Here is a 14,232-nt window from a genome sequence, read left to right on the forward strand (position 1 = left end):
ACTTGCATGTATTAGGCACGCCGCCAGCGTTCGTCCTGAGCCAGGATCAAACTCTCCATAAAAGAAGTTTGACTTGCTCATTACTTATATTGCTTTTCCATTAATCCGTTTGGATTAACAGGGCAGTTTCGCTCGTTGTTCAGTTTTCAAGGAACAATCTCTTTCCTCTTGCGTATCGCCAATGTCTCAGCGGCGACTTTTATAATATATCACAGGTACCTAGAACATTGCAAGTCTTTTTTTGAAATTATTTAATACCACGTTACTTAATTGGGTTTTATGCTTCTTTCTTATTATTTATCATTTTAACTGTAACGATATAAACTGCAATTCAAACATTTTTCTCCATTATAACAACAAAAACGCCCAAGTCATTCTACTTGAACGTTTCAAGTAGATTCACTAAGGCGTCTACACTATCTCATCACTTCTTTAATATGGAGTTGTCGTTCCGTAATTAGATTGACAATTTGTCCGTTTATGGATACCCAAGGTCTTGTGGGATGATTGATATCCGAGAAGACAATCTCCCCAATACGATCATCGCTGAGCCGAACAACCGTCCCATTATGAAATTGTGTGATTCGTTCAATGAATGTCCTGACATAGTAAGGATCGAGCTTCCCGAATGCTTCTCGTTGCACCTGTTCCAGTACAAGATATGGCGATTCAGCCCTGCGATAAGCCCGATTCAACGTCATGGCATGGAAAATGTCTGCTATGCTTACAATTTTAGCATAGGTATGTATTTTCGATGCGTCAATACCTAATGGGTATCCTGAACCATCAATCTTCTCGTGATGCTGAAGAGCAGCAAGCTTTACGCCCTCATTCAGAGCAGCTACGTTCTTAAGCAATTGATAGCCATGAACCGTATGCCGCTTCATCTCTTCCAATTCCACTTCCGTCAAGTTGCTTGGCTTGTTGAGGATGGAACGGTCAATTCGCACGTTGCCAATATCTTTCATCAGTCCTGCCAGAGCGACTTGCATCCAATCCTTCTGTGGCAAGCCGACCCATTGGGCAATCAGATAGGAAGTTAATGACGAAGCGACGCTATTGTGCAGCAGATAGTCCCGTTCCTGAAATGTGCCTGGGTTGAATGTCAATACATTATACGACTTGATATGCTGCAGCAATTTGTCCATTTGTGACCGAATGTCCATGACAGGAAGGCCTTGTCCCGTCACATATGTATTGAACACCTTTCGCAGCACTTCTACCATTGCCATATACTCTTGATGGAGCGGTGAAGGAGCCGCCATATTGACGGCTCCTTCGGCCGCTTCTTCTGCCTGCATCTCGCTGAAGCTGCTTTCTACTGTCACGGAAGTCACAAGGAAGGCTTGCAAGATATCTAGATCTCTGGCTGTTATAACCTTACCTTTGCGAAATAGAACGCCGCCAAGAGGAGTGAGGACATCCTCCCCAATCTTGTCACCCAGCTTTAATTGCGCAACCATGACCGTACTCACAGGCGTCCTCTCCCTTATGCTTGAATGTCAATGTCGAGTTGTATAGCCTTTATTAATTATCTGTAGACACGTCCGTTTCTTCATCCTCAACCTCATCAGATTCGACTTCCACTTCTTCACTTCTCGCTACACGAGTAACGGTGGCGACTGTATCGTCATCTCTGGTATGAATAAGTCTTACGCCCTGCGTATTTCTTCCCATGGAAGAGATGCCCTCCATACTCGTGCGAATGAGCGTGCCCAGGGCAGTCATAATCATGAGATCTTCGTCTTGTTCTACAACTTTCAGAGCGACAATAGGACCGTTCTTATCTGTCACATTTAACGTTTTGATCCCTTTTCCTCCGCGATTTTGTATACGATATTCATGCTCTGGCGTCCGTTTGCCATAGCCGTTGGCCGTAACAATAAGCACGTCTTTCCCGGACTCCACGATATCCATATCAATGACCGAGTCGCCTTTATCAAGTCCGATTCCCTTCACGCCAGTAGCTGAACGCCCCATCGACCTGACATCGTCTTCCGAGAAGCGGATCGACATCCCCAGTGCTGTCCCCATAATGATCTCTTGATTGCCGTCAGTAAGTCGGACACCAATCAGATCATCATCTTCACGAAGCGAGATCGCGATCAATCCCACCTTACGAATATTGGCATAGTCGTCAAGCGGCGTCTTCTTCACAATCCCATGCTGTGTAGCGAAGAAGAGGTACTGGTCAGACCCGAAGCCTTCAACCGGTATTACCGCATTAATCATCTCGCCTTGCTCGATCTGTATCAGATTGATAATCGGCGTACCTCGAGCAGTTCGGCTAAGATCCGGTATCTCGTAAGCCTTGAGCTTATACACCTTGCCCTTGTTCGTGAAGAACAGCAAGAAGTGATGGGAGTTGGTCACGAACAAGTGCTCAACGAAGTCATTCTCCTTCGTATCCATCCCCACTACACCACGGCCGCCGCGCTTCTGACTGCGGTAAGTAGTAACAGGCAGACGCTTAATATAGCCGGAATGCGTAATCGATATGATAACATCTTCTCTTGGAATCAAGTCCTCATCGAGAATTTCCTCATCGCTTGCTGTAATTTCTGTACGCCGCTCGTCTCCGAACCGTTCTTTAATGTCTGTAAGCTCTTCACTAATAATCTCCAGCACCAGAGCTTCATCGGCCAGAATCGCCTTATATTCAGCAATCTTCTTCAAGAGCTCTGCATATTCGGCTTCAATCTTGTCTCGCTCAAGTCCAGTCAGACGCTGCAAGCGCATATCCAGAATCGCTTGTGCTTGCTCCATGCTAAGCGAGAATCGGGTAATCAAGCCTTCGCGCGCCTCGTCGGTGGTCCGGGAGGAACGGATAAGTGCAATGACTTCATCCAAATGATCAAGAGCAATCCGCAAGCCTTCCAGAATATGAGCTCGTGCTTCGGCCTTCTTAAGCTCGAATTCGGTGCGACGTCTGATCACCTCAATCTGATGCTGCAAGTAATGATACAGCATATCGCGCAAGTTCAGTGTCTTCGGCTCACCGTTGACCAGTGCCAGCATATTAATGCCGAAGTTGGTCTGCAGTTGTGTCTGCTTATATAGATTGTTAAGCACAACGCTAGGATTGACATCTCTGCGTAGTTCAATAACAACGCGCATACCGTTGCGGTCGGACTCATCACGGAGATCCGTAATACCATCTATCTTCTTCTCACGCACCAGTTCCGCGATCTTCTCCACGAGTCTGGCCTTAATGACTTGATAAGGCAGCTCATGTACAATGATTCTTGCCTTCCCGCCGTCTTCCTCAATCATGGCCTTCGCTCTCATCGTGACGGAGCCGCGCCCTGTCAAGTACGCTTGGCGTATACCCGACAGCCCCATGACATATGCGGCCGTTGGGAAGTCAGGACCCTTCACATACTCCATCAATTCGATTGGCGTAAGCTCCGGATTGCGAATAAGCGCCAATGCGCCATCGATGACTTCGTTCAGATTGTGAGGTGGAATGTTCGTGGCCATACCTACTGCTATTCCCGTTACGCCGTTGACCAGCAAGTTGGGAAAGCGCGCAGGAAGCACAACCGGCTCGTGCTCTTCGCCGTCATAGTTGGGGGCGAAGTCGATCGTTTCCTTGTTGATGTCCCGCAGCAATTCCATAGCAATCTTCGAAAGACGCGCTTCCGTATAACGCATGGCTGCAGCCATATCACCGTCAATGGAACCGAAGTTGCCATGGCCATCCACCAGCATATATCGCATAGAGAAATCCTGTGCCATCCGCACCATGGATTCGTATACGGCGGAATCGCCGTGCGGATGATACTTGCCGATCACTTCTCCTACAATTCTTGCGGACTTCTTGTAAGGCTTGTCCGGGGACATCCCAAGCTCAGACATCGCATACAGAATACGGCGATGTACAGGCTTAAGCCCGTCCCTTACATCTGGCAAAGCACGGCTTACAATGATACTCATTGCATAATCCATGAATGAATCGCGCATCTCCGTGCCTATATCACGATCCTTAATCGACATACGTTGTTCTTCTGCCATGCTTAACCTCCCTGACGTCCTCTTAGAATGAACGCCTTCGTAACCAATTCCATTATATTACTTTCACATTCAGAGCCTTATTAAACCTGTTTAACCTCTGAAAGCTCCATCCACTAAAAAATAGGCCCTCTATCCAATCCCCATATCACAATAAGAGACATAAATTAAACAGACCCAACATTTATTATATCATTCATTCCAAAGTATGTCTTGTACCTGAGCGTTTACAGACGGATATTTTCATATGATCGAAAAGGAAAGGAGAGCATCGATTGGCAATTCAGCGTGTAAGGAGCAAGTGGTCAAAGACGAAGACGCTTATGAAGGCCTATGACCTTCGAGCCTACATCCCTCTGACGAAAAGATACAACCGCGAATCTCTTCGTTCCATGATGGAACAGTTCGATATGGTGTACATTAAACCGGACAGTGGAACGTATGGAAAGGGGGTCATCCGCCTTGAGAAAGCGGCTGAGCCAGAGTCCGGTTACCGCTATCAGATAAAGAAGGTGAATCGTCATGTGGCCTCACTCGATGAGGTATACCGGGCTTTGCAGAGCTATACGTCAACTAAAGGCTACTTGATTCAACGAGGCGTGTATTTGCTCAAGCACACTGGAAGGCGGTTCGATATTCGCGTAATGGTGCAGCGCAATTTGAAAAACCAGTGGGAAACGACCGGGATCATTGGCCGATTAGCGCATCCGGAGCGGATCGTCACGAATTACCACAGCGGCGGAACGATCAAAACGTTCGAGAAGCTCATGGCCAAGCATTGCAACTCAGCGGAAATTGCCGCTTACAAGCGCCGATTGGAGAACCTAGGCGTATCGATTGGCAAGCAACTGGCAACGGATTATCCCGGTTTAAAAGAGCTAGGCGTGGATGTGGCGATTGATACGAAGCTGCATCCATGGGTACTGGAGGTGAATACGAAGCCGCATCCCTACGTTTTCAGCTGGATGTCCGATAAACGGGTATATGATCGGGTGCGTCGCTATTCTCTCGCCTACGGAGGAATGAAAAAAAAGTAAACATGATCCCGGCACGCAAAAAGCCATTCCTTCTCAAAGAGGAATGGCTTTTTGCCTGTTAAATGTCCAGATTTTTGACGTATCTGGCATGCTCTTGTATAAAGTCGCGTCGTGGCTCCACATGGTCGCCCATCAGTGTATCAAACATCTTGTCGGCTTCCATGGCGTTCTCAATCGTAACCTGAAGCATGGTACGACTCTCAGGATCCATCGTCGTCTCCCATAGCTGGTTCGCATCCATCTCTCCAAGACCTTTGTAACGCTGTATGTTAACTTTCGCCCCTTCGCCGAATTCGGCGATAATGTTGTCCCGCTCTCTCTCCGTAAGCGCATAACGAACAACCTTGTTGCGCTCCACTTTGAACAGAGGCGGCTGAGCAATGTAGATGAAGCCGGCATCCACGATTTGACGCATATACCGGTAGAAGAAGGTGAGCAGCAATGTACGGATATGCGCTCCGTCGACGTCGGCATCCGTCATTATAATTATTTTGTGATAACGCGCTTTGGAGATGTCGAAATCATCGCTGATACCTGTTCCCAGAGCGGTAATGATGGCTCTAATCTCGGCGTTGCTCAGAATGCGATCCAGCCGTGCCTTCTCAACGTTCAGAATTTTCCCGCGCAGCGGAAGAATCGCTTGGAAGTGGCGATCGCGGCCTTGCTTGGCCGATCCACCGGCAGAGTCGCCTTCGACAATGTACAATTCGCTGATCGAGGCATCCTTCGATGAGCAATCAGCCAGCTTGCCAGGCAATGAGCCGACATCCAGTGCGCTCTTGCGGCGTGTCATCTCACGCGCTTTCCGCGCCGCTTCGCGTGCGCGCGCCGCCTGAAGGCTCTTCTCTATTATTTTTCTCGATACGGAGGGATTCTCCTCCAGGAATTCCTGAAGCTTCTCCGCGAACAAGGATTCTACAATGCCGCGCACTTCGCTGTTGCCAAGCTTGGTCTTTGTCTGGCCCTCAAACTGCGGCTCCGGAATTTTCACAGAGATGATCGCTGTCAAGCCTTCGCGCACATCATCGCCGGAGAAGTTGGAATCGTTATCCTTGATCAGATTCTTCTTGCGCCCGTACTCGTTAATAATTCGGGTTAGCGCGCTCTTGAAGCCCGATTCGTGCGTTCCGCCCTCATGCGTATTAATGTTGTTGGCGAAGGAGTAAATATTCTCCGCGTAGCTATCATTGTACTGCAGCGCAACTTCCACCTGAATATGGTCTTTGGAGCCTTCTACATAAATCGGATCCGCATGCAGCACTTCACGATTGCGGCTCAGAAAGTTGACGAACTCGATTATGCCGCCATCATACTTAAAGGAGTTGGATACGTCAGTCCTCTCGTCCGTTAGCACGAGCTCAATGCCTTTATTCAGGAAGGCAAGCTCTCTTATTCTGGATTGCAGCGTATCATAATCGTACATCGTTGTTTCAGTGAAGATGGTTCGATCAGGCGTGAAGGTTACTTTCGTGCCTGTCTTGTCCGAATCGCCGACAACTTTTATATCATACTGCGGGACACCTTTACGATATTCCTGTTGATAGATCTTACCCTCTCGCTCCACCTGTACCACAACATGCTCCGACAAGGCATTCACGACAGAGACGCCGACGCCGTGCAGACCGCCTGATACTTTATAGCCTTCGCCGCCGAACTTGCCTCCGGCATGGAGAACCGTCATAACGACCTCCAGCGTCGACTTCTGAAGCTTGGTGTTCATGCCTACGGGAATACCTCGTCCGTTGTCAATAACGGTAATGCTGTTATCTTCATGAACAATCACTTCGATTTTTGTACAATAGCCTGCCAACGCTTCGTCGATACTATTGTCAACGACTTCCCATACGAGGTGGTGCAGGCCTTTCACGCTCGTAGAGCCGATGTACATGCCGGGACGCTTGCGTACTGCTTCCAACCCTTCCAGAACCTGTATCTGGCTCTCATCATACGTATGTTGTTCCAACGACATACAAGTTCACTGCTCCTCTCAACTACTCTTAGCGCATTTAACCGTTATCTATAAATAGATGAGCTCTCTTCTTCAACGTCGAGGATGATATAGGCGAATAATACACCTTCTGCTTCGTAACGACAATCGACTTTGGTTCCTCTTCTCCTATCGTCTCAACATCCTTGCGTTCGCGCGCGCCGGCAACGAACTGCTTGGAAAGCTTGGATGATTGCTCAATGGAAATGTCGAATATCGCGATCAATTCAGCAGATCGAATAACTTTCTCCCCGCCTAGATGAATATACATCCTTCACTCACCTCTTTTAATTGCTTTGGGTCGTGACGCGGCCTTCCTTCACATGATAGATACCGGCATCATGGAGCTTGCTCATATTGACGCTCTCCAGGCCGGTCGTGGTTATAAAGGTCTGTACTTTGCTCTGAAAAGTCTCTATTAGTTGCGTCTGCCGGTTCTGGTCCAGCTCTGACAACACATCATCCAGCAGCAACAACGGATATTCACCGATCTCCTTGTGAATTAATTCAATCTCTGCCAGCTTCAGTGACAATGCCGTTGTGCGCTGCTGTCCCTGAGATCCGTATATTTGCGCTTCCTTCCCGTTAATAAAGAATGCCAAGTCGTCGCGATGGGGTCCTGCGAGCGTCATGCCACGTCGCAGTTCCTGATCCCTCACCTGTGATAACTTTATCATAAATTGCTCAAATAAGACAGCTTCATCTTGCTCCAGGTCAGTATCGAAGGATGGGTGATATTGTATGCTGAGCAGCTCCGAGCCATTTGTAATGCCTTGATGAATTTGATATGCATATCCTTGGAGTTTATGTATAAAGTGTTTCCTTTTTTTCATAATTTTAACACCAAGGTCTGCAAGCTGCATATTCCATACGTCCAACATATTGGCATCGACGCCGCCATGGCCAGACGCTTTCAGAAAGTTATTTCGCTGCTGAAGTACTTTTCCATATTGTTGGAGCGTATGCAAATAGCTGGGCTGTACTTGACCGATCTCCATGTCCAGAAATCTTCTTCTTACACCTGGTGTGCCTTTCACAATCTCCAGATCCTCGGGGGCGAACATAACTACATTGACTGAACCAATGAAATCACTGAGTTTTCGCTGTTCAAGACCGTTAAGCTTAGCACGTTTACCCTGGGATGAGAACATCAGCTCCAGTTTCATTGTTCCGTACCGCTTCTCCGCCTCACCTGCTATGCGAGCTGAATCCGATTCCCATCCGATTAACTCCTTGTCTTTGGAAGTGCGGTGCGATTTGGAGAGAGCTAGCACGAATATGGCTTCCAACAGGTTCGTCTTCCCTTGAGCGTTGGGGCCTAGGAACACGTTCACCATATGCGGGGTAGCCAGTTCAAGTTCGCGGTAGTTCCGATAATTATGCAATGAGATGTTTTTCAAAAACACTTATGCAACCTCCGGTTCCTGGCCTGTCTCACGAGCTGATGACGATAAACTCGCCGCATCCTTCCACTTTCACCTGATCGCCTGCATACAGCTTTCTCCCCCGTCTGTTATCAAGCTCACCATTAATGACGATTTCATTGTCCTGTAGAAAAAACTTCGCTTGACCTCCTGTTGAAATGCAATCCGCCAGCTTCAAAAATTGGCCAAGCGCAATATATTCCGTGTTGATCGCTATTTCTTTCATTATTCCGTCCCATCCTTCCCTCAGTCCATTACTTAAACTACTAGTCCGTTGTACGGTAAGGCAATATAACATAGGTGCTGTAATCATGGTCGGTCGGTCGAATGATAATGGGACGCATTGGTCCGGTAAATCCCATGACCAATTGTTCGCTGTCGATGACCTTTAGCACATCCAGCATATATTTGGAGTTAAAAGCAATGCGAAGCGGCTCACCGCTTAATCCCTTCGCTTCCAGTTGCTCTGTTACTCTCCCCAGCTCAGTAGAGCTGGAAGATACCTGAATCATGTCTTCATCCAAAGTGGACAATCTTACCACGTTCGTCTTCTCCTCGCGCGACATCAGGTAAGCGCGATCTATGGCATCCATGAATTCCTTCGTGTTCAGTGTAATCTCCGTAACATAAGACTGAGGAACAACCTTGGATGTATCTGGGAACATGCCATCCAGAATTCGAGTATAGAACAGAATGTTGTCAATTTTGAAAAGGACTTGGTTATCGGCAACTACGATATCCACCATCGTGTTCTGGTCGGGAATAAGTCTTGATAATTCATTGAGGGTCTTGGCGGCTATAACGACATTGTGAAAGGACATCGTTTCATCCGTATCTGTTTTCGTTTTGCGACTGGCCATGCGATGACGGTCTGTCGCGACGAAAGTTAATACGCCATCGTGAAGATTGCACAGCACACCTGTTAGTATTGGCGTTTGCTCGCTTGTTGAAGCAGCCAATATCGTTTGTCTGATCATGGATCTGATCAGGTCGCCTGGCAATTGCAACACATTGTTTTGTTCGATTGGAGGAAGTACAGGGAATTCTTCCGGATCCAGACCGACCATTTGGATTTCCGAGGGGCCGGAACGAATGATCGTCTGATAACTGTCGGATACTTCGATCATGACTTGCTCAGACGGAAGCTTCTTTACGATCTCCACAAAGAATTTTGCAGGAAGCACAACGCTTCCCGGCTTATCCACATGTGCAATAATCATATCTTTTTGTTCTACTTCGATAAAGCTTTGAATAGATATATCTGTATCACTTGCCGTTAACGTAACATGTTGGTGATTTACATCTATTTTAATTCCACCAAGTATGGGTATGGCCGGTCGAGAGGATACGGCTTTCGCAACTTGTTGAATCGCTTCGTTCAGTTCGTTTTTGTTTATCGTTAGTTTCATCGTTTCACCCGTTTCGACGTATTTTTGGAGCCTGCTTTTATAATGATATTTATTTAAAAATATAGTAGACGTAGTAGTAGGGGCCCTGAATATGTGGATAACCATCAAGAACAGGGATAAAGCAAGCCTATCCACATGTGCATATCCTGTGCATAGGCTTGCTTTGTTGTTCACATATGATTTTTTATTTTTTCCGTTAGGTTCTGTATCACTTTGTACAGCTCCTGATCCGCTTTTAGCTGCCGTGTAATCTTCTCGTGCGCATGAATGACTGTCGTATGGTCACGTCCTCCGAAAGCCTCGCCAATCTTCGGCAATGAGAAGTCGGTTAATTCCCTGGACAAGTACATCGCAATCTGTCTTGGGAATGCGATAGCTTTTGTCCGCTTTCTCGCTTTGAACTCCTCCATGCGCAGTCCGTAAAATTCCCCGACCTTGCTCTGAATGTCACCAATGGTAATCATTCTGGGCCGGCTAGATGGAATAATGTCTTTGAGCGCCTCTGCAGCCAGGTGCGAGGTGATATCGGCATTGATGAGCGAGGAGTAGGCGACGACGCGGATGAGCGCACCTTCCAGCTCTCGAATATTAGTATCGATTTGATTAGCAATATAATTCATTGCTTCATTCGGAATGTCCAGATTTTCCGCTTTCGCTTTCTTGCGTAATATAGCGATGCGCGTCTCTAGATCGGGAGGTTGAATGTCTGTAATCAATCCCCATTCGAAGCGCGAACGAAGCCTGTCTTCCAGAGTCGGAATTTCTTTAGGCGGTCGGTCGCTGGAGATGACAATTTGCTTGCGTTCTTCATGCAGCGCGTTGAAGGTATGGAAAAACTCTTCTTGTGTTTGTTCTTTTCCAGCGAGAAATTGAATATCATCGATCAGAAGAACATCAATGTTCCGATATTTGGTACGGAAGCTTTCCCCTTGGCTGTCACGTATGGCGTTAATGAACTCGTTAGTAAACTTCTCCGACGAGATGTAGAGCACTCTTGTATTGGGATTATGATCCATAATATAGTGCCCGATCGCATGCATTAGATGCGTCTTGCCCAGTCCTACGCCTCCGTAAAGGAACAATGGATTATAGGCCTTCGCCGGCGCTTCTGCAACGGCCAGCGAAGCGGCATGGGCAAACCGATTGTTCGCTCCTATGACAAACGTATCGAACGTATACTTGGGGTTCAGCATATGGGTATGCGGTTCGTCGTTCACGACAGGCTGCTGTACCGGCTTGGGCGGAAGAACAACGCTTTGGTCGGCTGTCTTGACTTCCTCGATGGAGAATCGGACATCCACTTGTCGGCCTAAAAATTCATATAGCGTCGATCGAATTAATTTGGTATAGCGTCCTTCCAGCCATTCCGCTGCAAATGCTGTCGGCGCCGTAATTTCAAGTACGGAATCATCATCTATGAAAGAAGCCTTTGTCGCTTTGAACCAAGTGTCAAAGCTCGGTTTGCTTAATTTCGTCTGGATGATTGACAATACTTGCTGCCATAAATCATAAGTATGGCTATCCACAGACTGTCACTCCTTATCTTCATCGCCATAATGGCGCTGATACGAAGAAAAATGTCGAAATGTATGGAAATTGTGTGATATCATCCACATGATGATGGAATTATGCACATCCGAGTTATAAATAGCCGTTAATGTTGTTCACAAAGTTATCCACAGGCTGTTGATAAAATTGTGAGCATAACGGCATAATCCACAATAAAAACATAATAATCATAGCAAACGATCCCTTATATTTCAATGAATTCCCGGATTTTATCCACATTGTCAATAGGTTGTGCATAGAAGTTATCTACAACACAAGATATTGTTTATAATCTGTTGGACTTTCGACAAAGTTCGTTTTTAATCCCGTCATTTTGTCCACATGTTATTAATTTATTCCTCACTTCGGATAGTTCATGAGTTATCCACATCGTTATGAGTTGACCTGATTCGATCGGTTAGGTTCTCGGCAGGATTCATCATTGACTTTTGGTAGTAAACGTGATTTAATTGAAAAAGCGATTTTTTTTGAGCTGGAATGTGCAGTCATCGGCCGCTGTGCCGGTTTACGACAGTTTACGTTTTTTGAAATAGGAGGTGCAGTTATAATGAGACCTACATTTAAACCTAATGTAAGAAAGCGTGCGAAAGTACATGGTTTCCGCAAGCGTATGAGTTCCAAGAACGGTCGCAAAGTTTTGGCAGCTCGTCGTCAAAAGGGCAGAAAAGTACTGAGCGCATAACGATCAAGACCACGTTTGTGGTCTTTTTTTTATCGTATAAAAGATGTTTTAATACGAATGTTCGACTCATAAAGGGATAGAACCACCTCATAACACGGTCGTTGATACTGAAATGACCTCAATAGAGGTTTTTTCTCATTTTTTGTAGGATTTATGTGCCAATCAATTGGGAATACTTATGAGATCATAAAGGAATGGTGAGTAGCTGACGTGCGTAGATCATTGCGCCTTCGCAATCGCGAGGATTTTAGCCGTATATACCGGCGGGGCAAGTCGTTCGCCAACAGTCAATTCGTAGTGTACTGGTCTCGGCATCAGGGAGCAGATCCTTTTCGGCTCGGAGTATCTGCCAGTAAGAAGATCGGGAATGCTGTCGTCCGCAACCGTATGCGAAGAATGGTCAAGGAAATTGTGCGGCATCAGGAAGATAAGATTGTCCCAGGGACAGACTTCATATTAATCGTAAGGAATCCTGCCGTGGAGATGAATGCCAGCCAGATGGAGAAGAGCATTCTTCATGTATTGAGGAAAGCGGGCCTTATGAAGATGGACAAGCAAACGGGACGTACCGCAAAAGGGAACGAATGAGCTACGGGGCTTGTTTATTTGTGATATAAAATATGGTATAGTCTTTCTTGGAATAGAATGCGATTAGCTCTTTAGAGAGGAGATTTCATGTTGTCTCGTAATTCAAAGAAAAAATGGCTCCTAGTGATCGGACTAATCATGATGATGGGGCTATTGGCCGGTTGCGTACCGACTGACCATACGATGGAAACTAGCGACCTGCTACAGGGAAATTTCTGGGAGAAAAATGTCGTTTATTACTTCGCCATCACGCTGGATTCATTTGCTGGCTGGTTTAACGGCTCTTATGTGCTTGCGATATTGTTCTTGACGATTATTGTCCGAACTTTGATCCTGCCGCTTACCTTGAAGCAATACCGCAGCTCGAAGGCGATGCAAAAGCTGCAGCCAGAGATTACGGAGATCCGCAAGAAGCATAAGGATAATCCTCAAAAGATGCAAGAGGAAATGATGAAGCTTTACCAGAAGCATCAAGTCAATCCCATGGCGGGATGTCTGCCATTGCTCGTTCAGATGCCGGTTTTCATCGCGCTGTATAATGCGATCTATTGGAATAAAGATATTCGTACCGATGACATATTTGGATTTGTGCTCGGAGAGCCGAGTCCGTGGTACTTCCTGCCTGTGCTGGCGGCCGCCACGACCTTCATACAGTCCAAAATGATGCAAAAATCACAAACTCAGGCCATGCCTGGGATGTCTATTATTTTGACGATTTTCCCTGTGTTGATCTTCGTCATGTCGATGTCGTTCCCTGCGGCCCTGCCTTTGTACTGGGTGTTCAGCAACATTTACACAATTGTTCAAAACTATTTCCTGTATGTACGTTCATCTGACAAGGGTAAGAAGGAGGTCCTTGCAAAATGAAGAAAATCGTCGCATCAGGCAAAACGATAGAAGAAGCTGTATATAGTGGGATTACACAATGGCAAGTACCGAGGGATCGAGTTCACGTCGTCATACTGGAGCAGCCGTCTCGAGGCTTATTCGGCCTGATCGGCGTGAAGGAAGCGAAGGTAGAACTGGAGCTTATCCCCGATCCGTGCGAAGAAGCGGAGAATTTCCTTATGGAAGTGGCTAGCGCAATGGGTCTTCGGGTGAGCGTAAATCGCAAAGAAACGAAAGAAGGCTTGTATTTGTCCGTCTCGGGTGGTGGAGACCTCGGCATGATTATCGGCCGCCGCGGACAGACGCTGGACGCTTTGCAATACCTGGTCAACATTGTGGCAAACCGTTATTCTGACAGTCATATTCGAATCGTTATTGATGCAGAGGATTTTCGCCAGCGCAGGCGTAAGACGCTCGAGGAGCTGTCAGAACGACTCGCTGGGCGCGTCATCCGGACAAGGAAAGAAGTTGTGCTGGAGCCGATGTCGTCGCATGAACGCAAGGTTATTCATTCACAGCTCCAGAATCACCCCAAAGTGAAAACGATGAGCAAAGGTGATGAGCCGAACAGAAGGATCGTTATCTCGCTTCGATCATAATCTAAAGAATTAGAGTATACACAGCAATGGCTCTTTCG

13 protein-coding genes and 1 rRNA gene are annotated in these 14,232 nt (G+C 46.8%); 5 read left to right on the forward strand and 9 right to left on the reverse strand.

Annotation, left to right across the window (positions count from 1 at the left end):
• The 3 genes from ACFQ2I_RS20575 to gyrA all read right to left on the reverse strand — a co-directional run.
• Positions 1 to 62 (reverse strand): 16S ribosomal RNA (locus ACFQ2I_RS20575); the annotation flags it as partial.
• 354 nt (positions 63 to 416) lie between these two features.
• The gene (locus tag ACFQ2I_RS20580; RefSeq protein WP_377567612.1) at positions 417 to 1,475 is read right to left on the reverse strand and encodes an HD-GYP domain-containing protein; all 1,059 of its coding nucleotides are present in this window, start codon (positions 1,473 to 1,475) and stop codon (positions 417 to 419) included.
• 52 nt (positions 1,476 to 1,527) lie between these two features.
• Positions 1,528 to 4,014, reverse strand: coding sequence for a DNA gyrase subunit A (gene gyrA / locus ACFQ2I_RS20585; RefSeq protein WP_377567614.1), 2,487 nt, complete (start codon positions 4,012 to 4,014; stop codon positions 1,528 to 1,530).
• Between the two features lie 272 nt (positions 4,015 to 4,286).
• Here gyrA and ACFQ2I_RS20590 point away from each other — a divergent pair, with 272 nt between their 5' ends.
• Positions 4,287 to 5,048: a YheC/YheD family protein gene (locus ACFQ2I_RS20590; protein WP_377567616.1), complete on the forward strand. Its 762-nt coding sequence runs from the start codon at positions 4,287 to 4,289 to the stop codon at positions 5,046 to 5,048.
• Positions 5,049 to 5,106: 58 nt separating this feature from the next.
• Here ACFQ2I_RS20590 and gyrB read toward each other — a convergent pair whose 3' ends face one another.
• From gyrB to dnaA, 6 genes are all read right to left on the reverse strand, one after another.
• Positions 5,107 to 7,017: a DNA topoisomerase (ATP-hydrolyzing) subunit B gene (gene gyrB, locus ACFQ2I_RS20595; RefSeq protein ID WP_377567618.1), complete on the reverse strand. Its 1,911-nt coding sequence runs from the start codon at positions 7,015 to 7,017 to the stop codon at positions 5,107 to 5,109.
• 37 nt (positions 7,018 to 7,054) lie between these two features.
• Positions 7,055 to 7,306, reverse strand: a complete 252-nt coding sequence (remB, locus tag ACFQ2I_RS20600; protein WP_377567620.1) for an extracellular matrix regulator RemB — start codon at positions 7,304 to 7,306, stop codon at positions 7,055 to 7,057.
• Positions 7,307 to 7,322: 16 nt separating this feature from the next.
• Positions 7,323 to 8,441, reverse strand: a complete 1,119-nt coding sequence (gene recF / locus ACFQ2I_RS20605; protein WP_377567622.1) for a DNA replication/repair protein RecF — start codon at positions 8,439 to 8,441, stop codon at positions 7,323 to 7,325.
• Positions 8,442 to 8,469: 28 nt separating this feature from the next.
• The gene (yaaA, locus tag ACFQ2I_RS20610; protein ID WP_377567624.1) at positions 8,470 to 8,685 is read right to left on the reverse strand and encodes a S4 domain-containing protein YaaA; all 216 of its coding nucleotides are present in this window, start codon (positions 8,683 to 8,685) and stop codon (positions 8,470 to 8,472) included.
• 40 nt (positions 8,686 to 8,725) lie between these two features.
• On the reverse strand, positions 8,726 to 9,868 hold the full coding sequence (gene dnaN, locus ACFQ2I_RS20615) for a DNA polymerase III subunit beta (RefSeq protein WP_377567626.1): 1,143 nt from the start codon (positions 9,866 to 9,868) through the stop codon (positions 8,726 to 8,728).
• A 170-nt stretch (positions 9,869 to 10,038) separates the two neighbouring features.
• Complete coding sequence (gene dnaA, locus ACFQ2I_RS20620; protein WP_377567628.1) at positions 10,039 to 11,394, reverse strand: chromosomal replication initiator protein DnaA; 1,356 nt, start codon at positions 11,392 to 11,394, stop codon at positions 10,039 to 10,041.
• Positions 11,395 to 11,984: 590 nt separating this feature from the next.
• Between dnaA and rpmH the strand changes: the two genes are divergently transcribed.
• The 4 genes from rpmH (at position 11,985) to jag (ending at position 14,194) form a co-directional block, all read left to right on the forward strand.
• Positions 11,985 to 12,119: a 50S ribosomal protein L34 gene (rpmH, locus tag ACFQ2I_RS20625; RefSeq protein ID WP_168123258.1), complete on the forward strand. Its 135-nt coding sequence runs from the start codon at positions 11,985 to 11,987 to the stop codon at positions 12,117 to 12,119.
• Positions 12,120 to 12,329: 210 nt separating this feature from the next.
• On the forward strand, positions 12,330 to 12,707 hold the full coding sequence (rnpA, locus tag ACFQ2I_RS20630; RefSeq protein WP_377567630.1) for a ribonuclease P protein component: 378 nt from the start codon (positions 12,330 to 12,332) through the stop codon (positions 12,705 to 12,707).
• Between the two features lie 87 nt (positions 12,708 to 12,794).
• A complete protein-coding gene (locus ACFQ2I_RS20635) occupies positions 12,795 to 13,574 on the forward strand; it encodes a YidC/Oxa1 family membrane protein insertase (protein WP_377567632.1) in 780 nt (259 codons plus the stop codon).
• The gene (gene jag / locus ACFQ2I_RS20640) at positions 13,571 to 14,194 is read left to right on the forward strand and encodes an RNA-binding cell elongation regulator Jag/EloR (RefSeq protein ID WP_377567634.1); all 624 of its coding nucleotides are present in this window, start codon (positions 13,571 to 13,573) and stop codon (positions 14,192 to 14,194) included. Before ACFQ2I_RS20635 ends, jag begins: the two co-directional genes overlap by 4 nt.
• Positions 14,195 to 14,232 lie beyond the last annotated feature (38 nt).

The sequence above is a fragment of the Paenibacillus chungangensis genome (assembly GCF_042675905.1).
Taxonomy (GTDB): domain Bacteria; phylum Bacillota; class Bacilli; order Paenibacillales; family Paenibacillaceae; genus Pristimantibacillus; species Pristimantibacillus chungangensis.